The sequence below is a fragment of the Bradyrhizobium algeriense genome (assembly GCF_003062295.1).
Lineage (GTDB): Bacteria > Pseudomonadota > Alphaproteobacteria > Rhizobiales > Xanthobacteraceae > Bradyrhizobium > Bradyrhizobium algeriense.
Genome location: NZ_PYCN01000007.1, coordinates 89,833 through 115,156, shown reverse-complemented (window position 1 = coordinate 115,156; position 25,324 = coordinate 89,833). Strand labels below are relative to the sequence as shown.

27 protein-coding genes and 1 pseudogene are annotated in these 25,324 nt (G+C 63.2%); 18 read left to right on the top strand and 10 right to left on the bottom strand.

Annotated elements, in window-relative coordinates:
• Positions 1-14 precede the first annotated feature (14 nt).
• Positions 15-1,385, top strand: a complete 1,371-nt coding sequence (locus tag C7G61_RS16435) for a peptidoglycan DD-metalloendopeptidase family protein (protein WP_108515963.1) — start codon at positions 15-17, stop codon at positions 1,383-1,385.
• A 113-nt stretch (positions 1,386-1,498) separates the two neighbouring features.
• On the opposite strand, the gene C7G61_RS16430 is transcribed toward C7G61_RS16435, so the two are convergent.
• Complete coding sequence (locus C7G61_RS16430) at positions 1,499-2,482, bottom strand: ATP-binding protein (protein ID WP_108515961.1); 984 nt, start codon at positions 2,480-2,482, stop codon at positions 1,499-1,501.
• Between the two features lie 197 nt (positions 2,483-2,679).
• On the opposite strand from C7G61_RS16430, the gene yajC reads away from it, so the two are divergent.
• From yajC to C7G61_RS16405, 5 genes are read left to right on the top strand one after another with little or no spacing between them, the layout of a single operon-like run.
• Positions 2,680-3,042 (top strand): preprotein translocase subunit YajC, encoded by a 363-nt coding sequence (yajC, locus tag C7G61_RS16425; RefSeq protein WP_108515959.1) that lies wholly within the window; start codon positions 2,680-2,682, stop codon positions 3,040-3,042.
• Positions 3,043-3,095: 53 nt separating this feature from the next.
• Positions 3,096-4,694 carry a protein translocase subunit SecD gene (gene secD, locus C7G61_RS16420; protein ID WP_108515957.1) on the top strand — a complete coding sequence of 533 codons (1,599 nt, stop codon included), beginning with the start codon at positions 3,096-3,098 and terminating at the stop codon, positions 4,692-4,694.
• Between the two features lie 11 nt (positions 4,695-4,705).
• Positions 4,706-5,707 carry a protein translocase subunit SecF gene (gene secF, locus C7G61_RS16415; RefSeq protein WP_108516316.1) on the top strand — a complete coding sequence of 334 codons (1,002 nt, stop codon included), beginning with the start codon at positions 4,706-4,708 and terminating at the stop codon, positions 5,705-5,707.
• A 2-nt stretch (positions 5,708-5,709) separates the two neighbouring features.
• Positions 5,710-6,093 (top strand): Mth938-like domain-containing protein, encoded by a 384-nt coding sequence (locus C7G61_RS16410; protein ID WP_108515955.1) that lies wholly within the window; start codon positions 5,710-5,712, stop codon positions 6,091-6,093.
• Positions 6,090-6,953, top strand: a complete 864-nt coding sequence (locus C7G61_RS16405) for a phytoene/squalene synthase family protein (RefSeq protein ID WP_108515953.1) — start codon at positions 6,090-6,092, stop codon at positions 6,951-6,953. The genes C7G61_RS16410 and C7G61_RS16405 overlap by 4 nt, the downstream gene beginning before the upstream one ends.
• Positions 6,954-7,058: 105 nt before the next feature.
• Here the strand turns inward: C7G61_RS16405 and C7G61_RS16400 are convergent, their stop codons facing one another.
• From C7G61_RS16400 to C7G61_RS16380, 5 genes are all read right to left on the bottom strand, one after another.
• Positions 7,059-8,156, bottom strand: coding sequence for a serine/threonine protein kinase (locus tag C7G61_RS16400; protein ID WP_108515951.1), 1,098 nt, complete (start codon positions 8,154-8,156; stop codon positions 7,059-7,061).
• Positions 8,157-8,160: 4 nt separating this feature from the next.
• Positions 8,161-9,594, bottom strand: a complete 1,434-nt coding sequence (gene trmFO / locus C7G61_RS16395; RefSeq protein ID WP_108515949.1) for a methylenetetrahydrofolate--tRNA-(uracil(54)-C(5))-methyltransferase (FADH(2)-oxidizing) TrmFO — start codon at positions 9,592-9,594, stop codon at positions 8,161-8,163.
• A gap of 188 nt (positions 9,595-9,782) precedes the next feature.
• On the bottom strand, positions 9,783-9,935 hold the full coding sequence (locus tag C7G61_RS16390; protein ID WP_108515947.1) for a DUF1127 domain-containing protein: 153 nt from the start codon (positions 9,933-9,935) through the stop codon (positions 9,783-9,785).
• A gap of 558 nt (positions 9,936-10,493) precedes the next feature.
• Complete coding sequence (locus C7G61_RS16385) at positions 10,494-11,309, bottom strand: lytic murein transglycosylase (protein ID WP_108515945.1); 816 nt, start codon at positions 11,307-11,309, stop codon at positions 10,494-10,496.
• A gap of 210 nt (positions 11,310-11,519) precedes the next feature.
• Positions 11,520-12,431, bottom strand: a complete 912-nt coding sequence (locus C7G61_RS16380) for a DUF2189 domain-containing protein (RefSeq protein ID WP_108515943.1) — start codon at positions 12,429-12,431, stop codon at positions 11,520-11,522.
• 293 nt (positions 12,432-12,724) lie between these two features.
• On the opposite strand from C7G61_RS16380, the gene C7G61_RS16375 reads away from it, so the two are divergent.
• A complete protein-coding gene (locus C7G61_RS16375; RefSeq protein ID WP_057855857.1) occupies positions 12,725-13,105 on the top strand; it encodes a DUF3597 domain-containing protein in 381 nt (126 codons plus the stop codon).
• A 153-nt stretch (positions 13,106-13,258) separates the two neighbouring features.
• Complete coding sequence (locus tag C7G61_RS16370) at positions 13,259-14,050, top strand: fumarylacetoacetate hydrolase family protein (RefSeq protein WP_108515941.1); 792 nt, start codon at positions 13,259-13,261, stop codon at positions 14,048-14,050.
• A 9-nt stretch (positions 14,051-14,059) separates the two neighbouring features.
• On the opposite strand, the gene C7G61_RS16365 is transcribed toward C7G61_RS16370, so the two are convergent.
• Positions 14,060-14,332, bottom strand: a complete 273-nt coding sequence (locus C7G61_RS16365) for a GNAT family N-acetyltransferase (protein ID WP_108515939.1) — start codon at positions 14,330-14,332, stop codon at positions 14,060-14,062.
• Positions 14,333-14,705: 373 nt separating this feature from the next.
• On the opposite strand from C7G61_RS16365, the gene C7G61_RS16360 reads away from it, so the two are divergent.
• Complete coding sequence (locus C7G61_RS16360; protein ID WP_108515936.1) at positions 14,706-15,107, top strand: SPW repeat protein; 402 nt, start codon at positions 14,706-14,708, stop codon at positions 15,105-15,107.
• A gap of 55 nt (positions 15,108-15,162) precedes the next feature.
• On the opposite strand, the gene C7G61_RS16355 is transcribed toward C7G61_RS16360, so the two are convergent.
• Entirely contained in the window at positions 15,163-15,687 is a 525-nt protein-coding gene (locus C7G61_RS16355) for a DUF3828 domain-containing protein (RefSeq protein WP_108515934.1), read from the bottom strand.
• An 88-nt stretch (positions 15,688-15,775) separates the two neighbouring features.
• Here C7G61_RS16355 and C7G61_RS44675 point away from each other — a divergent pair, with 88 nt between their 5' ends.
• From C7G61_RS44675 to C7G61_RS16345, 3 genes are all read left to right on the top strand, one after another.
• Positions 15,776-15,952, top strand: a complete 177-nt coding sequence (locus C7G61_RS44675) for a hypothetical protein (protein WP_190241859.1) — start codon at positions 15,776-15,778, stop codon at positions 15,950-15,952.
• Positions 15,953-16,072: 120 nt separating this feature from the next.
• Positions 16,073-17,713 carry an acyl-CoA synthetase gene (locus C7G61_RS16350; protein WP_420836764.1) on the top strand — a complete coding sequence of 547 codons (1,641 nt, stop codon included), beginning with the start codon at positions 16,073-16,075 and terminating at the stop codon, positions 17,711-17,713.
• Between the two features lie 3 nt (positions 17,714-17,716).
• Positions 17,717-18,574 (top strand): PCC domain-containing protein, encoded by an 858-nt coding sequence (locus tag C7G61_RS16345; RefSeq protein ID WP_108515930.1) that lies wholly within the window; start codon positions 17,717-17,719, stop codon positions 18,572-18,574.
• Positions 18,575-18,804: 230 nt separating this feature from the next.
• Here C7G61_RS16345 and C7G61_RS16340 read toward each other — a convergent pair whose 3' ends face one another.
• A complete protein-coding gene (locus tag C7G61_RS16340) occupies positions 18,805-19,449 on the bottom strand; it encodes an outer membrane protein (protein ID WP_108515928.1) in 645 nt (214 codons plus the stop codon).
• A gap of 902 nt (positions 19,450-20,351) precedes the next feature.
• Between C7G61_RS16340 and C7G61_RS16335 the strand changes: the two genes are divergently transcribed.
• Together C7G61_RS16335 and C7G61_RS16330 are read left to right on the top strand one after the other, a co-directional pair.
• The gene (locus tag C7G61_RS16335; protein ID WP_108515926.1) at positions 20,352-21,851 is read left to right on the top strand and encodes a S8 family serine peptidase; all 1,500 of its coding nucleotides are present in this window, start codon (positions 20,352-20,354) and stop codon (positions 21,849-21,851) included.
• Between the two features lie 15 nt (positions 21,852-21,866).
• On the top strand, positions 21,867-22,220 hold the full coding sequence (locus C7G61_RS16330) for a hypothetical protein (RefSeq protein WP_108515924.1): 354 nt from the start codon (positions 21,867-21,869) through the stop codon (positions 22,218-22,220).
• Positions 22,221-22,236: 16 nt separating this feature from the next.
• Here the strand turns inward: C7G61_RS16330 and C7G61_RS16325 are convergent, their stop codons facing one another.
• Entirely contained in the window at positions 22,237-22,560 is a 324-nt protein-coding gene (locus C7G61_RS16325) for a hypothetical protein (RefSeq protein ID WP_145963632.1), read from the bottom strand.
• 193 nt (positions 22,561-22,753) lie between these two features.
• On the opposite strand from C7G61_RS16325, the pseudogene C7G61_RS47425 reads away from it, so the two are divergent.
• The 4 genes and pseudogenes from C7G61_RS47425 to C7G61_RS16310 all read left to right on the top strand — a co-directional run.
• Positions 22,754-22,855 (top strand): annotated as a pseudogene (locus C7G61_RS47425) (AAA family ATPase); the annotation flags it as partial.
• Between the two features lie 39 nt (positions 22,856-22,894).
• Positions 22,895-23,419, top strand: coding sequence for an AAA family ATPase (locus C7G61_RS16320; protein ID WP_420836767.1), 525 nt, complete (start codon positions 22,895-22,897; stop codon positions 23,417-23,419).
• Between the two features lie 278 nt (positions 23,420-23,697).
• Positions 23,698-24,240 carry an SRPBCC family protein gene (locus tag C7G61_RS16315; protein ID WP_108515918.1) on the top strand — a complete coding sequence of 181 codons (543 nt, stop codon included), beginning with the start codon at positions 23,698-23,700 and terminating at the stop codon, positions 24,238-24,240.
• Between the two features lie 2 nt (positions 24,241-24,242).
• The gene (locus C7G61_RS16310) at positions 24,243-25,190 is read left to right on the top strand and encodes a YVTN family beta-propeller repeat protein (protein WP_108515915.1); all 948 of its coding nucleotides are present in this window, start codon (positions 24,243-24,245) and stop codon (positions 25,188-25,190) included.
• Positions 25,191-25,324 lie beyond the last annotated feature (134 nt).

Here is a 25,324-nt window from a genome sequence, read left to right as displayed (position 1 = left end):
ACGAGTGAGTAACCATGTCCCGTGTCGCCGAGTTGCTTCGCTCGCGTCGGATGCCGCAGGTCGCGGTGCTGACGCTGATGTCGGTCGGCTTTGCCGGCTGCAGCGCCGATATGCAGACGCGCTTTTCCGATAGCTCGTTCTCCAATCCCTTTGCCTCGCAGCCCGAAGCCACCGGTTCGGTGCGCCCGCCCGCCGCTGAACGCCGCGAGCTGCCGCAATACGGCCGGCCGCAGGCGTCTGCGCCGCAATTCCAGTCCCAGGCTCTGCCGCCGCCCGCCGTCGTTACACCGCAGGCTTATCCGGCCAGCCCTGGCGGGGTGTCGGGAGGAGGGCGCGGGGTTTCCTCCTATGCGCCGCCATCCCAGCCGCCGATCGAGACCACCGCCACGGTACCGCCGCGCTCGGTCGCGGCCGCGCGCCCGGCTGCGCCGAACGGCACCTCGATCATCGTCGGCACCAGCGACACGCTGGACATTCTGGCCAAGCGCTACAACGTTTCAGCCGCCGCGATCCTGCAGGCCAACGGCTACAAGGGCCCGCGGGTCCTGTCGCCCGGCCAGCAACTGATCATTCCGCGGCAGACGGCGGTGGCTGCGGCTGCGGCCGCGCCGGCGGCCAGCAAGCCGGTTGCCGCCGCGGCTGCGCCGTCGAGCGTCCATATCGTCAATCGCGGCGATACGCTGATGAGCATCGCGCGCCGCAATCATGTCCCGGTTGCCGAACTCGCCAAGGCCAACAATCTCGATCAGTCCGCCAAGCTCAGCCTCGGCATGAAGCTCACCGTGCCCGGTTCGAAGTCCGCGGCCGTCGCGCCAGTGGCGCAGCCCGTCGTCGCCGCCGTACCTGCCCAGCCGGTCGCCCCGGTTGCGGCGCCTGCCACCAAGCTGGCCGCAGCCGGCGGTCCGCCGCAGGCCGCGCGGCTGGCACAGGCGACCACCAATGTTGCCGAAGAAAAGCCCGTCGTCGAAGCCGCGTCGGTCAAATCAAGCGAAGCCACCGGCGCTCTGCCGACCTTCCGCTGGCCGGTGCGCGGCAAGGTGATCACGAGCTACGGCGCCAAGACCAACGGCAAATCGAATGACGGTATCAACCTGGCGGTGCCGGAAGGTACGCCGGTGAAAGCCGCGGAAGATGGCGTGGTCGCCTATTCCGGCAACGAGCTCAAGGGTTACGGCAATCTGGTTCTGGTGCGGCACTCCAACGGTTACGTCACCGCATATGCCCATGCGAGTGAACTGATGGTGAAGCGCGGGGATACGATCAAGCGCGGCCAGATCATTGCCAAATCGGGTCAATCGGGCGAGGTGGGGTCGCCGCAGCTCCACTTCGAGATCCGCAAGGGATCTTCACCGGTTGACCCGCTTCAATTCCTGAACGGGGCGTGAGGCGAGCGTAGCCCGGATGGAGCGAAGCGAAATCCGGGGCCGCTCTCGCCAGTGGTCAGACTGATCCCGGATTGCGCTGCGCTCCATCCGGGCTACGGGTTCTCGCGCGTCGCCTACTTCCCCGAGAGCCGCACGCCCAGCCGTCCCGCCAGTTCCTGCGTGAACTGCCAGGCCACGCGGCCCGAACGGGAGCCGCGCGTGGTCGACCATTCCAGCGCTTCGCGCTCCAGCTCTTCGTCGGCCATCGCGATGCCGAAATGGCCGCAATAGCCCCGCACCATCGCCAGATATTCATCCTGGCTGCAGCGGTGGAAGCCGAGCCAAAGCCCGAAGCGATCCGACAGCGAGACTTTCTCCTCGACCGCTTCACCCGGGTTGATCGCGGTCGAGCGTTCGTTCTCGATCATCTCGCGCGCCAGCAGGTGCCGCCGGTTCGAGGTGGCGTAGAGGATGACGTTGTCGGGGCGTCCCTCGATACCGCCTTCCAGCACCGCCTTCAGCGATTTGTAGGAGGCGTCGTTGCCGTCGAAGGAGAGGTCGTCGCAGAACACGATGAAGCGGAAATCGGAGCTGCGCAGGAGATCCATCAAGCCCGGCAGGCTCTCGATATCCTCGCGGTGGATCTCGATCAGCTTCAGCCGGTCGGCCGGCTTGCGGTCGATGTTGATGTTGGCGTGAGTGGCCTTCACCAGCGACGACTTGCCCATGCCGCGCGCGCCCCACAGCAGCGCGTTGTTCGCGGGCAGCCCGTCGGCAAAGCGCTCGGTGTTTTCGATCAGGATGTCGCGCACCTGGTCGATACCCCTAAGCAGCCCAAGGTCGACGCGGCTGACCCGCGGCACCGGCGAAAGCCGTCCGTCCGGATGCCAGACAAAGGCGTCCGCAGAACCGAACTGCTCAAGGGTGGCCGTCGCCGGGGAGGCCGCGGAAAGGTGGACGGCGATGGCTTCCAGCGCCGTGGCGATCCGCTCGGCGGTGGCGCCGTTGAGGCTGTTTGCCGGACGTTTTGTCGCGGTTTTCGCGACCGCTCGCGAGGCCACTTTGGGGGTGGTGCGCGCCGCTGTTTGAGCCGCGGTTTTCTTGGCTTTTTTCGACATTTTTGCAGTTCCTGACCGCGCAGCCTTAACGGGCCTTGGAAGGTCCCGCAAGCGGCCTAAATGAGAGGGCCGGCCACGTTGCAATTGGGCCCGCCGCCGCTATAGTCCGCGCGAATTTGCCCCGGGGACCGGGCGATTTGCCCAAGGCGCTAAGCCCAGGCATGGCCGGTTCTTTTCCGTCTCACGAGGATTGTTCGATGCTGATTACCCCTGCGTACGCCCAGGCTGCGGCCGGCGGCGATGCCAACAGCATGTTGATGTCACTGCTGCCGTTCGCGCTGATCTTCGTGATCATGTATTTCCTGATTCTGCGCCCGCAGCAGAAGAAGGTGAAGGATCATCAGGAACTGGTCAAAAACATCCGGCGCGGCGACACCGTCGTCACCTCGGGCGGCCTGGTCGGCAAGGTGACCAAGGTGGTCGACGACGACCAGATCGAGTTCGAGATTTCGGACGGCGTCCGTGTGCGGCAGATGCGGCAGATGATTTCGGGCGTCCGCGCCAAGGGCGAGCCGGCCAAGGAAAAGAGTGAGAGCAAGGACGAGACGTCCGCGAGCTGAGTTTTCCGCGCCGCTTGCCGCGGCGCATTTCCTGGATCTGACGGGTCAACTCGATGTTGTATTTCTCGCGGTGGAAGGCGCTGGCGATCATAATGACCGCGCTCGTCGTCTGCCTGTTCGCGGTTCCGAACTTCTTTTCCCAGGAGAGAGTGAAGACCTGGCCGCTCTGGGCGCAGCGCCACATCGTGCTCGGCCTCGATTTGCAGGGCGGCTCGTACCTGCTGCTCGAAGTCGATTCCAACTACGTGAAGAAGGAAAAGCTCGACCAGGTGCGCGATGAGGTCCGCCGCGTACTGCGCGACGCCAAGATCGGCTATACCGGCCTTTCCGTCCGCGGCGACGCCGCCGAAGTCCGCGTCAAGGAGAGTGACCAGCAGGCGGCCCTCACCAAGCTGCGCGAGCTGTCGCAGCCGCTCGGCGGTCTGCTCGGCTCCTCAGGGCAGCGCAGCCTCGAAGTTTCGGACGCCGGCGGCGGCCTGTTCCGTCTCACCGTGCCGCAAGCCGCCATTACCGAACGCATCCGGCAAACGATTGAACAGTCGATCCAGATCGTCGAGCGCCGTATCAACGAATTGGGCACGGTCGAGCCCTTAATCCAGCGGCAAGGCACCGATCGCATCCTGGTCCAAGTACCGGGATTGCAGGATCCAACCGACCTGAAGCGCATCCTTGGCCAGACCGCCAAGATGGAATTCCGCATGGTCGATCCGTCGGTGTCGCCGGATCAGGCTCAGTCGGGGCGGGTTTCGGCGGATTCGGAAGTCTTGATGAGCGAGCAATCGCCCAAGGTTCCCTACGTCATCAAACGGCAGGTGCTGGTGTCGGGCGGCGACCTGACCGACGCGCAGCCGGGCTTCGACCAGCGCACCAACGAGCCGATCGTGAACTTCAAGTTCAACAGTTCGGGCTCGCGTAAATTCGCGCAGGCGACGTCGGAAAATGTCGGGCAACCCTTTGCCATCGTCCTCGACAACAAGGTGATATCCGCACCCGTGATCCGCGAGCCGATCACCGGCGGCCAGGGGCAGATTTCCGGCAGCTTCACGGTGCAGGCGGCCAACGAACTCGCGCTGCTAATGCGTGCCGGCGCACTGCCGGCGCCGCTGACCGTGATCGAGGAGCGCACCGTCGGTCCCGGCCTCGGCCAGGACTCGATCGAGAAGGGCAAACTTGCCGCCTACATCGGCTCGATCATGGTCATCGTGTTCATGCTGGTGACCTACCGCCTGTTCGGCGTATTCGCCAACATCGCGGTGGCCATCAACGTCGCGATGATCTTCGGCATCCTGTCGCTGCTCAACGCCACGCTGACGCTGCCCGGCATCGCCGGCGTCGTGCTGACGGTCGGCATCGCCGTCGACTCCAACGTGCTGATCTATGAGCGCATCCGCGAAGAGCTACGTCACGGGCGAACCCCGATTTCGGCGATCGACGCGGGATTCCGTCGCGCATTGGCGACAATTCTGGACTCCAACATCACCACCTTCATCGCCGCCGCGGTGCTGTTCTATATCGGCACCGGCCCGGTCCGCGGCTTCGCCGTTACGCTCGGCATCGGCATCATCACCACGGTCTTCACCGCGTTTACTCTCACCAGCCTGATCGTCGCCGGCTGGGTGCGGTGGAAGCGGCCCAAAACCGTGCCGATCTAGGAATCTGGTTCGTGACTCAATACGTTCTCATTGGGCTTGGCATTCTGATTGTCGTGCTGACCGTGGTTGCGGTGCTCGATCTCTTGCCGCCGTTGCGCATCGTCCCTGACGACACGCATTTCGATTTCACCCGCTTTCGCCGCATCAGCTTTCCGATTTCGGCGGCGCTTTCGATCGTCGCGATCGTGCTGTTCTTCACCCATGGGCTGAATTTCGGCATCGACTTCAGGGGCGGTACGCTCCTGGAGGTGCAGAACAAGTCCGGCCCCGCCGATATCGGTGCGATGCGTGCGAAATTGAGCACGCTCGGACTCGGCGACATCCAGTTGCAGCAGTTCGGCGGTCCCTCGGACGTGCTGATCCGGGTTGCCGAACAGCCCGGCGGCGATGCCGCGCAGCAGGCTGCGGTGCAGAAGGTCCGCGGCGCGCTCAGCGACACCGTCGAATACCGCCGCGTCGAAGTGGTGGGACCGCGTGTTTCCGGCGAACTGCTGGCCTATGGCATGGTCGGCCTGATGCTCGCGATCATCGCGATCCTGATCTATCTCTGGTTCCGATTCGAATGGCAGTTCGCATTGGGCGCCATGATCGCCAACGTCCACGATATCGTGCTGACGATCGGCTTCATGTCGATCTCCCAGGTCGATTTCGACCTCACCAGCATCGCGGCGCTATTGACCATTCTCGGCTACTCCCTGAACGACACGGTCGTGATCTACGACCGCATTCGGGAAATGCTGCGCCGGTACAAGAAAATGCCGATGCCGCAGCTTCTGAACGAGTCCATCAATTCGACACTGTCGCGCTCGATCATCACCCACGTCACGGTGACGCTGGCCTTGCTCGCGCTGCTGCTGTTCGGCGGCCACGCGATCCACAGCTTCACGGCGGTCATGATGTTCGGCGTGGTGCTGGTCGGTACCTACACCTCAATCTTCATCGCCGCGCCGATCCTGATCTATCTTGGCGTCGGCGAGCACCGCGACGCGCCGGATAAGCCAACGAAGAAGTAGACATGGCCACATCCTCGGACGCTCCGCATCTTCCGAGGTCGGCGCCGATCGAAGCCTACGGCAAAGGGGGCTTCGCCTTCGCCGACATGTCGCATCGCGGCTCGCTGCTGTGCCTGCCGGACGGGATATGGGCCTGGCAGGTTACGAAACCGGCCGAGATCGACGAATATTCGCTGGCGCGCGTCTTCAAGGCCGCCAATTCCATCGACACGCTGATCGTCGGCACCGGCACTGAAGTCTGGATGCCGCCGCGGGGCCTTCGCGAGGCGCTGCGCGCCGTACGCGTCGTGCTCGATGCGATGCAGACGGGGCCAGCGATCCGCACCTACAACATCATGCTGGGCGAGCGCCGGCGCGTCGCGGCGGCGTTGATCGCGGTGCCATGAGCGGGGCCGCGACGCCGAAAGAGTCCGCCGCGTTCTGCGCCGATCTGGTGCGCACGCACGACTTTGCCCGCTATGCGTCGACACTGTTCCTGCCGGCGGCGCAGCGCCGCGCGTTGCTGTCGGTCTTCGCCTTCAATGTCGAGATATCGCGCGTGCGCGAGCAGGTCAGCCAGCCGCTGCCGGGCGAGATGCGGCTGCAATGGTGGACCGACATGCTGGAAGGCGCCGGCCATGGCGGCGTCGAAGGCAATCCGGTCGCGGCCGAACTCCTGCAGACGATCGAAGAATTTCGCCTGCCGATCGAACTGCTGTCGCGGCTGATCGAGGAGCATCAGTTCGACCTCTACAACGATCCGATGCCGTCGATGGCGGCGCTGGAAGGGTACGTCACCGACACCTCCGCGGCGCTGTTCTCGCTCGGCGCGCGGATCATGGCGCAGCCGTCGGCCGTGATCGACCATCTCGCGCGCCATGCCGGGCTGGCCCAGGGCATGACGCATGTGATCGCAACGCTGCCGCTCGATGCCGCGCGGCGACAGCTATTCCTGCCGCTGCAATTGCTGCAGCAACACGGCAGCGGGATGGAGGAAGTGTTTTCGGGCAAGCAGACGCCAAATGCGCGAGCCGCGATCGACCAGTTGGTTGGAGACGCCCGAAAGCATCTCCGCACGGCCTTCGATCTGCTCATACATCTGCCGCCGCAGGCGCGGCCGGTGTTCCTTTCGCTGGCGCTGGTCCACCGCGATCTGAAGCGCATGTCACGTGCTGACTTCGATCCCTTCGTGCCGCAGGCGACATCGCGGCTGCGGACGCTGTGGACGCTGTGGCGGGCGTCGCGGTCGAGGGAGTTTGGCGGGTAGTCAACCCAGACTGTCATTGCGAGCGAAGCGAAGCAATCCATCTCGCCGCAGCCGCGAAAGAGTGGATTGCTTCGTCGCTACGCTCCTCGCAATGACGGGTGCGGCTTACCGCGAATTCAACTCGGCACTCTCAAAGTTAAACCGATCGCGCAAGTTCTTCCGGCTCTCCAGAATATCCTTCAGGAACGCGCGATCAGCCTCGCTCGTGATCAGCGGCTCGATCAGGTCGAGCTGGTTCATCGCGACGAGTTGCAGGATCTCGGTGCGCGGCTTGCCGGCGGCATCGCGCGGTAGGGCGTGCACCACCTGGATATGCTCCGGCGGCTTAACGCCCTTGGCTGCGGCGAGTTCGCTGCGCAACTGCTTTTCCAGCGCGACCTTGTCGGCCTCCACGAAGGCGTACAGCCCGACGCCGGTGCGGCGGTCGGCGAATGCGACGATGGCGGTGTCGCGCACTTCAGGGTTCTTCCTGATCAGGTCGATCAGGACGGGCGCGTCATTGACCAGCCGGCGGCCGCCGCCTTCGCGATCGGTGAAGTTGAACAGGCCGCGGGTGATGGCTTGGTAGACCTTCTTGCCGGTCTTGAGCCAGATACTGGCGACAAAGGATTTGCGCGCGAGAATCTTGCGCTCCATCGGCGTCAGCGCCTGTGGCGCATAACTGCGCTTGTGCTTCAGCAGATGCCGCAGGTCCTCATAGGCCGCGATCCGGAACAGGCGGCTTCTTGTCTTGAAGCAGGCGGCCAGTTGAAAATCGGTCACATAGGCGCGGCCGTTGCTTCCACGCAGCCAGTTCTGTTCCTTGGCAAGGTCGTTGTGGCAGATGCCGGCGCGGTGCAGCTTGCGAAGCGCGAGCTTGGCGGAGCGGAAATAGGCGAGGTCGCCATGGGGCTTGGCCAGATGCAGCGCGACGCCGTCGATGAAGCCGCGCACCAGCGCGCTTCGGCCGGCCCAGAGCAGCTTCGGGCCGGCGTCGAGATCGCGCGCCAGCGCCAGCGCGCGGCGCTCGCGGGCGAACAGATGGCGGGCGAGCGGATAGGACCACAGCGGTACCTGATCGAGCCGGCGCAACACCGCGTCAACCTCGCCGGCATCTTCGCGAAAGCGGCCGCGTTCGACGGTCGAGAACACGTCGCGCTTCAGCAGCACGCCTTCGGTCCATCGCGCCGACAGGATCTCGGCGTCGTCCTTGGTCAAACTCATGGTGCTAAGCCGCCGCCGCTACACGAAGATGATCGGCGATCCAGCGATCGAGATCAGCCAGCGCCCGAGCGCTGAGCGCCTGCTTTTTTGCCACCGTCTTCTCGTTGCCGCGCAGCCGCGTGCCATCCGCTTTCTTGGTCGGCAAGCTCGCAAGCGGCGGGAACAGTCCGAAATTGATATTCATGGGTTGGAATGAGCGCGTTCCGGCTTCAATGGTCTCGATGTGGCCGCCTGTGATATGCCCGAGCAGCGACCCCAGCGCCGTGGTCACCGGCGGCGGTTCGAGCGACTGCTCCCGGGCGTTCGCCGCGGCGTAAAGGCCTGCGATCAGGCCGATGCTGGCGGATTCCACATAGCCCTCGCAGCCGGTCATCTGCCCGGCAAAGCGCAGCCGTGGCTGCGCCCGCAGCCGCAACTGCCCATCGAGGAGTTTTGGCGAGTTCAGGAAGGTGTTGCGGTGCAGGCCGCCGAGCCGGGCGAATTCGGCGTTTTCGAGGCCCGGAATGGTGCGGAATACGCGCTGCTGCGCGCCGTAGTTCAGTTTGGTCTGGAAGCCGACGATGTTGTAGAGCGTGCCGAGCTTGTTGTCCTGCCGCAGTTGCACGATCGCGTAGGGCTTGACCGTCGGATTATGCGGATTGGTCAGCCCGACCGGCTTCATCGGCCCGTGCCGCAGCGTCTCGTGACCGCGCTCGGCCATCACTTCGACCGGCAGGCAGCCGTCGAAATAGGGCGTGTTGGTCTCCCAGTCCTTGAAGTCGACCTTCTCGCCGGCCAGCAGCGCGGCAACGAAGGCGTCGTATTGCTCCTTGGTCATTGGGCAGTTGATGTAGTCCGCGCCGGTGCCGCCCGGCCCGATCTTGTCGTAGCGCGACTGAAACCACGCCACCGACATGTCGATGGAATCCTTGTGCACGATCGGCGCGATCGCATCGAAGAACGCCAGCGCGTTCTCATCCGTCAGCTCGCGGATAGCCTCGGCCAGCGGCGCCGAGGTGAGAGGGCCAGTCGCGACGATCACGTTGGCCCATTCGGCGGGCGGCAGACCGGCGATTTCGGTCCGGTCGATCTCGATCAGTGGATGGTCGTGCAGGGCCCGGGTGACGGCTGCGGAAAACCCGTCGCGGTCGACCGCCAACGCCCCACCCGCGGGCACCTGATTGGCATCGGCGCAGCGCATGATCAGCGAGCCCAGCCGGCGCATCTCGGCATGCAGCAGGCCGACGGCGTTGTTGGCGGCATCGTCCGAGCGGAACGAGTTGGAGCAGACGAGCTCGGCGAGGCCCTCGGTGCGGTGCGCTTCGGTCATCCGCAACGGGCGCATCTCGTGCAGGACGACGCGAACGCCCGCATTGGCGACCTGCCAGGCGGCTTCCGAACCGGCAAGACCGCCGCCAATCACATGGACGGTGTCAGTTTGGGGAGTGGAGGAAATCATGTGCGAAGGGTTAGCGCGTTTTCGCGCCAAGCGCACCTACCATAGCGTTTTCGAGCGAAGCATGGCCTCGGACTTGATCCGGGTGGATACCGGTTCGCGCGAAGAAAACGCGTCAAACGAGTGGCCAGAAACGACAACGCCCGCAGCGGGGGCGGGCGTTATCCGTTCGTCAGGCGGCTGAACGAAAATCAGCTGGTGTAGTTCCCGGCGGCAACGCGCGGAATGTCCGAACGATCGAGGCCGATATCGGCCAGTTCGCGATCGCTGAGCTGGGACAGTTCGCTGACATTGCGCTGATAATCCCGGAACGCCTGGATCATGCGGATGAGCGAAAGTAACATCGTAGTCTCCTTGAATTTGCGATTCAGCCTTTAGGGTGCGGCCTCATCGTTGAAATGAATATAGAGCTGAATACTGCAGTGCGGAAGTTCCTATGTTGCGATGCAGCTAATCCTAAAACGCATGACGACGGTAAGAGCCGCTTAACTTTTCAGTATGGCTGAAAGATTGGTCGGCTCGTCCGCCCCATCGGTGTTTCACCCATTGAAAATAATGCCGTAAATTTAGAGGCTTACCGTCATTTCCAAATTAACCTCGCTGTCGGCCAAATAGCGATCAGGAGGGCTCGACCGCAAGTCCGTGAGTGCGTGCAGCGCACAAAATATGCTTCAAAGCGAGCTTTTTGGAATCTTCTTATGCGCGAATCGCATGTGACGCGCTGATTATGAATGAACAAATATTCATTTTTACGGGTGACGATCAGTTTCTGATTTCATCGCCCAAAAGGCGCCAGCGATGGCCGGCTAATGGTGGATACGCTCGCGCGAAGCCAACAACGGGCGCAGACCTGAGGGCAAAGGGCCGATCGCTGTGGCCGGCCCCTTGAGTGGTTGCCAAGTCTAAGGCGCCCGCGAAAGCTGCGTCGCGAAATGGGCGATGGTCTTGGCGTAGACCTCGCTCTTGTTCCACTCCTTGATCGCGGCGAAATTGGCGCTGCCGGGCTCCCAGTCCTTGCCGCGTTGCCAGCCGTGGCCGGCGAGGAAGTTGGCGGTCGAGGCCAGTACGTCCGGGGGGCTGCGCAGCAGATCACGGCGTCCGTTGCTGTCGAAATCGACCGCGAACTTGATGTAGGACGACGGCATGAACTGGGTCTGGCCGATTTCGCCCGCCCATGCGCCGCGCAAATCCTGCGGCGCGATATCGCCGCGCTCGACGATGCGCAGCGCGTCCATCAGCTCGGCCTTGAACAGGTCGGTGCGGCGACAGTCATAGGCCAGCGTCGCCAACGAGCGCAGCGTCGGGAATTTTCCGATGTTGACGCCGAAATCGGTTTCCAGGCCCCAGATCGCCACCAGCACTTCGCCGGGCACGCCATAAGCCTGTTCGATGCGCCCGAGCACCGAGCCGTACTGCTTGAGCATGTTGGCGCCGCGGGTCAGCCGGGGCGGAATCATGCGGCCGGAGAATTCCTCAAACGTCTGGTTGAACACTTTCTGCGAATGGTCGCGGGCCAGCACGCTCTTGTCGAGCGTAACGCCGCTCAGGCCAGCCTGGATGGCGGAAGCCGCGATCCCTTTGGCGGCAGCTTCTTTCTTGAAATCTTCCAGCCACGTTTCGAACGGGCCCGTGCCGCAGGGCGCCGCCAATGCGGACGCCGCAGAAGTCAGCAACAGGGCGCCCAGGGTAAGGGCGCGCAGGGAAAGGCGAGAAATCATCGTGCCGTTCGCTCCACAATCGATGCATCATCGATGGTTAGTGTCCACGTCACGTCGAATGTTCGAAGCAAGATCGGCCAAAACAAGGCTGATGTCGTTGCCTTCAATGGCTTTCCGTTGAAGATGCTCAATTCATCGTTAGTGAGCGGTGAACGATCACACCGCCAGCCGGCTCGGCCGGCGGTGTGATCGATCGAGTTCCGTGCAAGCCTATGCGCTATCCTTGCGCCGCCAGGGGAACAGATTGGCCGGGAAATCGGCCGCAGGCTTGCGTTCGCGATGCGCGCGGGGCGGAAGCGGCTGCGGATTGAGTTCCGGCTCAATCGTCTTCCGATAGAGATGCCACGTGGCGTGCCCGAGCAGGGGGATGACGACGGCAAGGCCGAGGAAGGCCGGCAACGATCCCGCCACCAGCAGCACCGCGACGATCAAGCCCCAGGCCGCCATCGGTACGGGATTTCGCGCGACCGCGCGCAGCGAGGTCACCATCGCATCGCCGGCGCCGGCATGGCGGTCGAGCATCAAGGGGAACGACACCACGCTGATGCACAGCGCGGCGAGGGCGAACAGGAAGCCGACACCGCAGCCAACCACGATCAGCCACCAACCCTGTGGCGTCGTCAGCACGCGTTCGGCGAAATCGGAAGCACCGGTCGCGCCCGCATAGCCGAACGCGGCGATGTAGATCGCTTGCGCGGTTGCTACCCATGTCACGAACAGCGCCAGCAACAATACACCTAACCCGAGCATCGCGCCGAACGATGGCGAGCGTACGACTTCGAGCGCATCCCAGGCGCTCGCCGGCTCGCCGCGTTCGCGACGGCGGCTCATTTCGTAGAGGCCGAGCGCAGCAAACGGGCCGAGCAGGGCAAAGCCCGCGGCCAGTGGAAACAACAGCGGCAGAACCGAATAGCCGTGCACGGCGCGCGCCAGCATCAGTCCGAGCACTGGATAGATGATGCACAGGATGATGGCGTGGCTTGGAACGGCTTTGAAATCTTCCCAGCCGCGCTGCAAGGCCCGATGGAGGTCTGATAGGCCGATGGTTCGGATGACGGGCGCACCGGCGGCGTCTGGTCCACTCTGCGCCATCGATGTGACATTGCCGTGATAGGTCGCCATGGTCGCTGTCTCCCTCGCGGTCGCATCACGCGCCAACCGAAGGACGCCAACGCGCCATTTCATAAAACGATCACGATCAGGCCAGACGCGAAGACGGATTGGGAACTGGCGATGTCGCGAACTGAGACAGCAGCGTACTCCCAAACAGCGACAAACGCACTCACGCTTCGGTGAATGTTTCATTGGCAAGCTTCATCCGGCTGGCTAGACTTACCAGCGATCCCGGCGTGGTGCTGCCGGTCAAACAGTGCCACCAGAGACTCACCCCATCCTCAAGTCATTGGGAGCGAACAATGAGCATTTTCGGAAAGATCATGAGCGCGATTTTCGGCACCAAGGCAGACGCTGCGCCGGCTGGCGGCGGCGCGGCCGCGGAGGCCGGATCGTCCGGTGGGGCCGCTGCACCAGCCGCCGCGACCGTCGACGTCGCGCCGATCCTGGACAAGGCGGTCGCTGCCAAAGGCGAGAAACTGGCGTGGCGCACCTCGATCGTCGACCTGATGAAAGCGCTCGACATCGATTCCAGCTTTGCTGCCCGCAAGGATCTCGCGAAAGAGCTCGGCTACACCGGCGACAGCAACGACTCCGCCAGCATGAACATCTGGCTGCACAAGCAGGTCATGGCCAAGCTGGCCGCCAATGGCGGCAAGCTGCCACCCGATATCAAGCACTGACGCTTCGCCGGGTTCACACACGCAAAGGCCCGCGGCGACGCGGGCCTTCTTTTTGGCGCGATTGCAATACAGCAACGCGCGGTATCCACTTCGTAGAGAAAACGCTGTAGACACGCAGCGGACAAGAAGACTCGCAGAACAAGGAGGAAGCCAATGAGCAATGTCGATCGCAGGACCATTCTGGCAACCGGCGCGCTCGCGCTGGCTGGTACGGCCGTACAAGGCGGTACGGCCGCAGCGCAGGCCGGCCCGAAATCGATTTTTCCGGTCGGCACGACGACCATCCCGATTGTGGGTGAGACCGACGTGTTTCCGGTGCGGCGGATCTATTGCATCGGGCGAAACTATGCCGCGCATGCGCGCGAAATGGGTTCTGACCCCAATCGTGAGCCGCCGTTCTTCTTTCAGAAGCCGACCGACGCGATCCAAAATGTCGCGCTCGACACGGTCGCCGATCATCCATACCCCTCGCTCACCAAGAACTACCATTACGAGGTCGAACTGGTGGCGGCGCTGAAATCCGGCGGTACCAATATTTCCGCGGAGAAAGCGCTCGACCACGTTTACGGCTATGCGCTCGGTCTCGACATGACGCGGCGCGATCTGCAGCGTGCGATGGGGGATGAGAAGAAGCCATGGGAAATCGGCAAGAGCTTTGATCGCTCCGCCGTGCTCGGGCCGATTCACCCCGCTGCCAAGACCGGACATTTCACCAAGGGCGCGATTTCGCTGGCGTTGAACGGCACGGTCAAGCAGAACTCCGATCTGCGCAATATGATCTGGAGCGTGGCGGAGCAGATCGCCAAGCTTTCGGAAGCCTTCGAACTCAAGCCGGGCGACATCATCTATTCGGGCACGCCGGAAAATGTCGGCCCGGTCGTGAAGGGCGATGTGCTGTTGTGCAAGCTCGAAGGCCTGCCGGATATGTCGATCCGGATTACGTGAGGTCGCACGTCATTCCGCCAGATCGGCAAATTCCGGGTTTCTGCGCAGATAATCCACGACAAAGCCGCAGCCGGCGATGACCTTGCGGCCGTCGGCGCGAATCAGTTCGAGCGCGCCCCTGACCAGTTCGGAAGCGATGCCGCGGCCGCGCAGCGTGCGGGGCGTTTCGGTATGCGTGATGATGACCGCCGATGGCGTGATGCGATAATTCGCAAACGCCATGTCGCCGTCGACGTCGAGTTCGAAGCGGTTTTGAGCCTTGTTGTCGCGGACGGCGGCCATGCAGCGATTCCCTGATGATTCACCGTTCATTTAGGGACATGAACCCGACGATGCAAACCTGCGGCGAACCGGTGGCTCGCTGGGGATTGGCTGATATGCGTGGTTCTGACCTGCCTGACTGCTGCATTGCTGGGCGCTGCCGTAATACTTGCGCAACCGCCTGCCGAGGCCCTGCAACGGCTTGGTGCGGCGCAATAGGAGCACCTGCGGTTTCCCTCGGGGATCTTTGCAGATGGGCCTTGCAACGGAGGGCAGGGTTCCTACGTCTTTCGGATGACATACGCCGCCGAAGCGGCCGGGTCTGGGTTCGATATCGGTAAATGCTGTGATCGCGGCCGTTGACGTATGCCTCTTTTTTCAAGGGGAGGTTACAATGTCGGGCTTTGGTTTCTTCAGCAAACATCGCACGTGGGAAGACTGGTTCGGCATGCTCCTTGGCGTGCTGATCGTGGTATCGCCGTGGTTTCCTTTCTCAAGCCACGACGTGATGGACTCCGAACGCAGCACCATGATCCTCAACACGTTCGTGATCGGCATGCTGGTGTTCGGTCTGGCTCAGCTCGAATATGTCGCACTGCAGCGCTGGGAGGAGATCGGCGAGATCGCGCTCGGCCTCTGGCTGATTGCCTCACCGTTCATCCTCGGCTACTCCGGTGACGACATACTTCGGGCCTGGCATGTCGCCCTCGGTGCAATCGTCGTCCTGCTGGGTGCGCTTCAGCTCTGGCAGGATTGGCGCTTGAGCGACCAGGAACTGGCCGACCATCCGCAGTAATTGCGGGCAGGGCCCGCCGGCCCCATCCGTGACCGGCGGGCCTTCGACTCAAATCCTAGTACTTCAATGAATCGACGAGCAGGGCGCGGACCGACCACGGGCTGCCGTCGACGGCTCCCTTGATGTCGTCGATCTTCCACTGGCCGGCCTCATGGATAAAATCGTAGCGGATGGTCTTGTCGGCCGGGTTGGCGCGCGCATTCTGCTGATGATTTTCGATCGTGACGGCGACGGTCTCCTTGTCGGCTCCCTGCTTCTCGGCAGCCACCTTGAAGGAATTCACGTCGGGATCCTGCGAATTGGAGACGGGATCGAAATCCACCGGCCCGCCGTCGCCCTTGCGCGTGCGGGCGTCCGCCTTGGCCCAGAGTGCGACCAGCGAATTCGACAGGTATTTGGTTCTGCTAGCCTTGGTCTGGATCACAAACGTGCCGCCGCCATCGCCCTTACCCTTGGCCACGCGGGTGTAGATGGCGGTCAGGATGCCGGCGGGGTCGTCGGCCGCGCCCGCGCGGCGCGGCAGCATAGCGGCCAGCAAGGCGGCTGCGCCTGATAATATCAGCTTTCGACGGGTAACCATGGTGACCCCTTAAATCGTTTGAGCTGCTTATGGACGGGAAGGCGGGGCTGGCTATGGTGATGCCCGCAACGCTTGCCGGGAGATTAGCATGGCCAATGAAAAGGGCCCCAACATCAAGAAGAAGCAGAAATGCAAGAATTGCGAGGGCAAGGGGCCTGCTGAAGAAGGGCGACAAGGTCGTAAAATGCCAGCGCTGCAAGGGGACCGGCGTGCGGTGAATGCCGCCCGGCCGCCACGACGCGTGGCCCGCGGTCGCTGTGGATGACCCGCCGCGCGCTGGCAGGCGCAAGGCTTTCTGCTACGAGGCTTTCTGCTACGAGGCTTTCTGCTATCGTTGCGATGAGGTGCTCTATGTCTGTTTTTCGAAGCGTGATGGTTGTTCCCAGTGACTGAAACCGTGACTATTCCCACTCCGCGCGGCGGCATGGCGCGGATGTCGCGCCGGGTGATGAATCTGGCGCATATGCTGACCCAGAATGCCCGCCGCCATGGCGACCGTACGGGCTTCATCTGGGGCGACAAATCCTGGACCTGGCGCGAGATCGATCGTTCCGTCTCCGCGCTGGCAGCGGGCCTCACCGCGCGGGGCGTCGTCAAGGGCGACCGCATCCTGGTCCATTCCAAGAATTGCGACGAGATGTTCTGGTCGATGTTCGCGGCCTTTCGCCTCGGCGCGGTTTGGGTGCCGACCAATTTCCGCCTGATGCCGGACGAGGTCGCCTATCTCGCCACCGCTTCCGGTGCGAAGGCGTTTCTGTGCCATGGCGATTTCCCCGATCACGCCAAAGCTGCGGCCAATCCGGCGCTCGAATTCATCTGGCGGATCGGCGAGGGCACGTTTGGCGAGAAGGCGGTGAGCGAGGTGATCGCGTCGCAGGCCGGCGCCAGGATCGATAATGCGGCGGTCGATTACGACGATCCCTGCTGGTTCTTCTTCACCTCCGGCACCACCGGCCGCTCCAAGGCGGCGGTGCTCACCCATGGCCAGATGGCCTTTGTGGTGACAAATCATCTCGCCGACCTGATGCCGGGCACGACAGAGACGGATGCCTCGCTGGTGGTCGCGCCGCTGTCGCATGGCGCCGGCGTGCACCAGCTCGTGCAGGCCGCGCGCGGCGTGCCGACCATCCTGCTGCCGTCGGAAAAATTCGATATCGCGGAAGCGTTCCGGCTGATCGAGGCGCATCGCGTTAGCAACATTTTCACCGTGCCGACCATTCTGAAGATGATGGTCGAGCATCCTTCCGTCGACAAATACGACCATTCCTCGCTGCGCTTCGTGATCTATGCCGGCGCGCCGATGTATCGCGAAGACCAGAAGGCGGCGCTGAACAAGCTCGGCCCGGTGCTGGTGCAATATTTCGGACTCGGCGAGGTCACCGGCAACATCACGGTCATGCCGGCCTATCTGCACGATCCCGAGGACGGGCCCCAGGCCCGCATCGGCACCTGCGGCTTCGAGCGCACGGGCATGCAGGTCTCGATCCAGGGCGACGACGGGCGCGAGCTCAAGTCCTTCGAGACCGGCGAGATCTGCGTGATCGGTCCCGCCGTGTTCGCCGGCTATTACGACAACCCCGAGGCCAACGCGAAGGCGTTTCGCGACGGCTGGTTTCGTACCGGCGATCTCGGCCATATGGACGAGGAAGGATTCGTCTACATCACCGGCCGTGCCTCGGACATGTACATCTCGGGCGGCTCCAATATCTATCCGCGCGAGGTCGAGGAGAAGATTCTCACGCACCCGGCGATCGGCGAGGTCGCCGTGCTCGGCGTGCCCGACCCGTTCTGGGGAGAGGTCGGCGTCGCCGTCTGCGTCGCGCGCGAGGGCGCGGCTGAAGTGAGCGAGGCGGAGCTGGCCGCATTCCTGGCGCCAAAGGTACCGCGTTACAAGATGCCGAAGCGCTTCTTCTTCTGGGAGGCGTTGCCGAAGTCCGGCTACGGCAAGATTCCGAAGCGGCTGGTCCGCGATGAACTCGAGGCGCGAGGGTTGCTTGAGCTCGTTGCGGAGTCGACGGGTACCTGAGGGATGCGCAGCATTGACCAGCCCGGCGCGCCCGCGCCCGAACGCATCCAATGGGTCGAGGCGCGGGGACGGGCGTTTTCATTCACGCTTGCCGCCGGCCTGCCGCTGCTCGAGGCCACGCGCCGCGGCTTTGCCGAGGCGGGATTTTCAGGCGGCGTGCTGAGCATGCGGGGAGGGGCGCTTGGGCCCTTTGCCTATGTGATGCCGGCGCTGTCGAAGACCGGCGCCAATGCGGCGTTCTACAGCGACACCTTTCGGCCCTCCGGTATCACGCGGCTGAAGCTTGGCGCGATGACGCTTGGCGAGCGCGACGGTGCGCCGTTCTTTCATTGCCACGGGCTGTGGACCGAGACCGATGGACGACTGCACGGCGGCCACATCCTTCCCGAGGAGAGCATCGTCGCCGAATCGTTCGCGGTGGAAGCGTTCGGAATCGACGGTGCGATGTTTGCGGCCGAGCCCGATCCCGAGACCAATTTCAAATTGTTCGGTCCCGTCGCGCGCGCCGGCACCGATGTGAAGGCCGACAGCCGCGCCTTCGCGCTGCGGCTGCGGCCGAATCAGGATTTTGCCGCGGCGCTGGAGACCTTCTGCCGGCAGCACGGAATTTTGCGCGCGCGGATTCACGGCGGTGTCGGCTCCACCATCGGCGCGCATTTCAGCGACGGCAGCACCGTCGTGCCATTTGCGACCGAGCTTGCGATCAAGGCCGGCACCATTGCGCCCGGCGCCGACGGCACGCTGCAGGCGGAGCTCGATATTGCTCTCGTCGATTATCTCGGCGGCATCGCCGAGGGTCGGCTGATGCGCGGTGACAATCCGGTGCTGATGACGATGGAGCTGGTGCTCGAGGTGGTGTGAAGGAGATAACGATTGTAGCCCGGATGAGCGAAGCGACATCCGGGGCGGTGTGAGAGAGGCCCCGGATATCGCTGCGCTCATCCGGGCTACGAACCGGTGCTTGAGGTGATTGAGACTCCGTAGGGTGGGCAAAGGCGCGTTAGCGCCGTGCCCACCATCTCTCGAAGAGCGTCATGTTGAATGGTGGGCACGCTACGCTTTGCCCACCCTACGCAGCTACGCGAGCCGTCTCACCTGAAGTGATAGTTCACCCCGACCTTGATGGTGTGGAAGTCGAAGCTGCCGGAGTCCAGCGGTTGGCCGCCGAAATTGTAGGTCTCGCTGCCGAGGCTGGTGTACATGTATTCGGCCTTGGCCGACCAACTCGGCGTGAACAAATATTCGAGGCCGCCGCCGATGGTGTAGCCGGTATGAGTCTGGCTGTCCGAAATCGTCATGACGCCGTCCGTGAAGGACGTCTTGGCGTTGGTCCACGCCCAACCGCCCTTGGCGTAGAGGAGGGCTGCATCGATGGCGAAGCCGGCGCGGCCGGTCACGCTGCCGAATGCATTGATCTTGTTTTCCTGCGTGACGCCGACGTCCACGAGGAAGCTGTCCTTGATGCTGGCGCCCGCGGCGTCGACTTCGACACCGAAGACGAACTGGCTGCCCGGAAGTTGCCAGTTGTAGCCGACCGTGCCGCCACCGAAGCCGCCGCTGCCGGCGTCGGTCTCCCAGCCGAAACCGCCCATCGCGCCGATATAGAAGCCGGACCAGTTATACGCCGGAGACACCACCGCCGGAGGAGCCTTGCTGTAGGGCCGCGCCTGCATGTCGGCGGCCGAAGCCGCGGTCGCGACCGAGAGGGCCACACCAGCTAGAAGTAGTCGTTTCATATTTTGTCCCCTAAAGTTGAACATTCGTATAACCCCCTGCGGGCTCGATAGCGAACCGATCGCACCGGCATGGTGACGCATCGTTGTGGAAGCGGGCGCGAACGCGCCCCAAAGAGCCGTCTGCAAGCGACGTTTGCGCGGATGTGAAAACGTTCGCTTGCGGGTTAACCATACGATGCGTATGCCGGCAAAAGTTGGACCGAAGCGCGTCCGCGCATTGACGCAGGCAGGTTGCTATTTCGACGGCAGTGCGGCGGGGTGCGGCGCGGAATTGTTCGATCTGCGAAGAGAGAGGTGGCTGCGTTCGTGCAATCGAGATTGCGATGCTCGCGTGTGCGGGTGTTCGGTACGCAGCGGCTTCTCCACGTCATTGCGAGCGAAGCGAAGCAATCCATGCGTCGGCGCAAAGAAAGGAAGAATGGATTGCTTCGCTTCGCTCGCAATGACGGTGGATACAGTTTCGCATTCTCGCGGCGCTGATCGCCCGAGGTTTGCATCTTCGTTTGGCCCTCTTCGAAATTGAGGGCGCAGGCTTGTCGCGAGCTCTCCGCGGTGAGTGCCTCTTTTGCCACCGTCGCTCCCAAGAAGCTTGCTTCTCGAGAACTTGACGCCAGCAGCGCCGATTTGGGTCGCTGGGGCCGAGATGTGCCCTCGGTGTTGCTTCACCGCGCAGCCGGGACTTGCCTGTCGGACAAGTCCGATCGCGTTTTGTGAAGCGCACCACACGCAGGATCGCAGTCCGGATGCAGTATCGCCCGGCGTTCGGTGCGACTAAATTAATAGTTGTTGAGATGCTAGAACGCAACTAGAATCGTTTCCCCTAAGTGTAGTCATTTTTGCCTGCCTGTCGCCGCAGCGACAGGACTTTCGATTTCAAACATTCACTTTGATGGAGAATTTCGATGGCAGCAAAGAAAGCAAGGAAATCCAGATCGACCAGCGCGACCAAAACCAGGGCCGGCTTCGTATCGACCGCAACGGCGGATACAGATATTCCCGACTATGTCGTGGTCGAGCTTCGCTATGAAGCGCCGGTGGCCTTCACCGCCACGCGATTTGCCGCTCCGGCCGCCGCCGAACCGCAGGCGGCTTCCCTCAACGAGGTTCTCTCCAAATTCGACATCAAGACCATGCGTTCGCAGTTTCACCTGCCCGCGGACACGATCAGATCCCGTGTCGAGGTCGCCGCAAAGCTGCCATCCGAGCCGCAGCCGGCGCGGTTTGCGAAGCGGGGAATGGATGCTGATTTCATCCAAAGCGGCTTTGTGCAGGTGGTGCCGAAGTCGGGCGCGGAGGCGAAGAAGATTGTCACCGCGCTGAAACGGCAGAAAGCGGTGTGGGACGCCTATGTGGCGCCGCGCCCCGTGCCGGCCATGCCGGCCGGATCGGCTGCCGGAAGCCGCAACTTCGAACCTTCGCAAGGCTATCTCTACGACGCGCCGAACGGGATCGGCGCTGCGGCGGTATGGGGCCTTGCAGGGGCCAAGGGCAGCGGCATCACCATCTGCGATATCGAGGGCAACTGGAATCGGCAGCATGAGGATCTGCCGAGCGGCATTCCATTGCTCGGCGGTACTGTGATCGACGATCTCGGATGGCGAAATCACGGAACGGCCGTGCTCGGCGAAATGATTTCGATCCCCGACGCAAGGGGCTGTGTCGGCATCAGCCATCAGGCGAAGGGCGCGGTCCATTCTGCGGTCATCAATGGCGTGTTCAACACGGCCGGCGCCATCAGCAACGCGGCGGCGCAGCTCAAGAAAGGCGACGTCATACTGATCGAACTGCAGGCGACCGGCCCGAACGGAAATTACGTAGCCATGCAGTACTGGTCCGATATATTCGCCGCGATCAAGGCGGCGGTTGACAAGGGCATCACGGTCGTCGAGGCCGCCGGCAACGGCAACGAGAATTTCGACCTGGCTGTGTTCAACAACACCGGCCTGCAGAAGGACAGCGGCGCCATCGTCGTCGGCGCCGGCGTGCCGCCGACCAACCATGTCGACTTCGACGGCTTTGGCGCGGGGCTGCCGTCCTACGCCTCGCTCGGCGTTCCAAGGTCGCGCATCTTCTTTTCCAACTACGGCAAGATCGTCAACGTGCAGGGCTGGGGCTGGCATGTGACCACGCTGGGCTATGGCGATGCGCAGGGCGGCGCGTCGGAAAATACCTGGTACACGCTGCGCTTCTCCGGCACATCGAGCGCTTCGCCGATCGTTACCGGCGCGGTGGCGTGCCTGCAGGGGCGGGCGAGAGCGAAAAACGGCGCACCGATGACACCCAAGAAGGTGAGGAACATATTGATGACGACGGGAACACCGCAGCAGGGGGGACCCGGCGTTCCCTTGACGCAGCATATCGGACCGCTGCCCAACCTGGTTGAAGCGATGAAGAAGGTGTAATAAACTTGAGAAATGATGCCAGCCGTGCCGGCGCCGAAGAGCGCAGCGATCCGCGTTCCGGTCGAACTGAAACTCAAGCGCAATTACAAGTATGACTCGCACAAGCGTATGTTCGAGTCAGGCTCCGGCACGAGCTTCGATCCTCATCGCGACCTGCCGAAAGATACCCTTATCGTCTACAAGGTGCCGGCCCTGGCCGCAGCGGATGAGTCACGGCTTTCGCAACCCGAGAAAGAGTTGCGGCGCTACATGCAGGTGATCCTGCCGCAGGGCGTATCGCCGCAGGATTTCGTCGACATCGTCCGCGGATGGCCGAGCGTCGAAGAGGCCTCAGTCGGCCCGGACGTCAGCCTGCCGAACGCCAGGTGAAACGTCAGGTGATCGGTCATCGCAGCTTTCGCACGTGAATATTGATGTCCAAATCGATGTCGCTCACGCAGGTCTGCGTCGTGCGGTGCGAGCCGCCCTCATGCCAATGGCCCTCGCGGGCGCGGGCGTTGCTGACGTTAGCCAGCTTCAGGCAGCGCCATTGCGGCAGCGGGCCTGAGCTCTCGCCGCCGAACTGCCAGGCCAGCACGACCTCTTCGCCGCGTTTGTTGCTGCCGATGATGTGCGGACACAGTTCGCGGACGCGGCCGTCATAAAGGCAGACGACCTGCTGCTCGCCGAGGACGGCGTTGCGGAAGAGGGTGTAGGTGGCGCTTTGCATCGGGCGGCTCGCCATCTAGGATTGTACGGCATTCCCCGTATAACCGTAACGAACGACTTTGTTTCCCCCGGGATCCGAGCCCATGGCTTCCAGACGCAATCGCCCGATCAATCTGCCGGCGCCGTATCTCAAGCGCATCTGGCTCGAGCCCTCGCGGATCACCAGCCGCGAGGCCTATCCGTTCTGCTTGCCCTTGCTGCGCGACGATTTTGAGCTGAGCTTTGATAAGGCGATCACGATCATCGTCGGCGAGAATGGCACCGGCAAATCCACCTTGCTCGAGGGCATCGCCGTGCTCGCCGGCTATGACGAAGCCGGCGGCGGCAAGGGGTACATGACGGTCGACCACTCATGGGCGTTGGAAAAAATGGGGGGACAATTGTCCAACGCGTTGCGGGCGAGCTGGCTACCCAAAATCACCAATGGCTGGTTTTTCCGCGCCGAAAGCTTTTTCTCGGTTGCCCGGTACTTGGACGAGATGGCCCAGAAATATCCAATGGGAGGAGGCCCTCCGCCGGACTTCCTGTCCCATTCCCACGGTGAAGGGTTTTTGCGTTTCTTCGAGGAGCGTTGCCGGAAGCAGGGCATCTTCATCTTCGACGAACCGGAATCCGCGCTGTCGCCCTCGCGCCAGATCGCGTTCCTGAAGCTGATGCGGCGGATGGAGGACATCGGCCATTGCCAGATCATCATGGCCACGCATTCGCCGATGCTGATGGCATACCCAAACGCGACACTGCTGCGGCTGACGAAATACGGGCTAGAGCCGGTGACGGTAAAGGACACCGACCACTACAAGGTCATGCGGGAGTTTTGCGAGGACCCGAAGGGATTTGTCGACGCGGCGATCGTGGATTGAAGCATTTGTAGGGTGGGTAGAGCCAACGGGTCCGGCCTCCGGCCGGCCCGATGATAAACTCCGCGAAACCCACCATTTCAAGAAGTGATGGGTATCGCTTCCGCCTTCGCTCTTCGAGCTACGGCGCGACAAGTCGCTCCACCCGTCCTACGGTATTGTCCGACGCAACGCCGCGCGTCGCGGCGGCGCCACAAACCAGCCTCCTTTGGTCTGAAAATGCGTTACGATAACGCCGCTGCGCGGTTTGCGCGGGCCAAGAAAGACGATGAGGAAACGACATGAGATTGACGCTCGCGAGGGTAGGGGCCGTGGTGGCGGCGCTGGCAGTGATAGGGGCAGCCTGGGCGCATGGACCAACCCGCCAGAAGGTACGGGAATCGATCGAGATTAATGCGCCGCCTGCAAAGGTGTGGGCCGCGATCGGCAATTTTCAGGACATGAGCTGGCTGCCGCCGGTCAGCAAGACCGAGGGCGACAAGGGCAACGCGATCGAGGCCACGCGGCGGTTGACGCTGGCGACCGGTGCGACCGTCGATGAGGAACTCTACAAATACGATGCCGAGAAGATGACCTATTCATACCGGATCACCGCCGTGGATGTGAAGGTGCTGCCGGTCACCAACTATTCGTCGACCCTGACGGTGACGCCCAGCGCCGACGGCAAGGGCAGCAGCCTGGAGTGGGCCGGCGCATTCTATCGCGGTTTTCCCAACAACGATCCGCCGCCCGAGCTGAGCGACGAGGCCGCCGTGAAAGCGGTCAGCGGGCTCTATAAGGCGGGCCTCGAGGCGCTGAAGAAGAAGGTCGAAAGCGGAAGCTGAGCGTGCGGGCGATCGTACTGGCGGCGCTCGTCGCCGGCATCGGCATCGCCTGGGCCGGGCAGGCGCGGGCCGAGGAAGCCTTCGTCACCAATCAGCTCAGCGAAAATCTCACGGTCGTGGATCTCACATCCTTGCAGCCGGTCGCGACCATCGCGATCGGCGGCAAGCCTGCGGGCGTCGCCATCACGCCGGATGGACGCTTCGCCTATGTGACGAGCCCCGACGCCAAGGCGCTGACGGTGGTCGATGCCGCCGCACGCCGGGTCATCGGGAAGATCAACACCGGCGGCGGTCCGCTCGGTGTCGCCGTGGCGCCGGATGGCGCCACCGTCTATGTCGCCGACTGGTACGCCGCGGCGGTGCGGGTGATCGATCCGAAAGAACAACGCGTGATCGCCGATATCGCGGTCGGCGCCTCGCCGTCGGGCCTCGCCGTGACGCCGGACGGGCGGCTCCTGCTCTCGGCGGACCGTGACGCCGATAGCGTGTCCGTTATCGACACCGCGACGCGCCAGCGGCGGGCCACGATCAAGGTCGGGGAGCGCCCGTTTGGCATTACCATCGATGCCGAGGGCCGGCGGGCCTTCACCGCCAATGTCGGATCGAACGACGTCTCCGTGATCGACATCGCCGATAACAGCGAGATCGGGCGGGTGAAGACGGGCTTGCGCCCCTATGCGGTCGCACTCGCGCAAGGGCGCGGCTTCGTCTCCGACCAATATGACGGCACCGTCAGCGTGTTCGATCTTGCCACGCTTCAGCCGGTCAAGCGCATCACTGTAGGCGATTACCCGGAAGGGATCGCGGCGACCGCAGACGGCCGGCGCATCATCGTGGCGAACTGGGAGAGCAACTCGATCAGCGTGATCGATGCGATCGAGCTGAAGGTGACCGGCGAGATCAAGGTCGGCGACGGGCCGCGGGCGTTCGGGGCGTTTCTACGGCGGTAGCCGGCCCGTAGGATGGGTGGAGCGAAGCGATACCCATCGTCCCTCCGCGCGCGGGATTGATGGGTATCGCTTCGCTCCACCCATCCTACATGCGTCCGAGCGCCGCGGCGATCGGACGCCCGCGCATGCCGGGC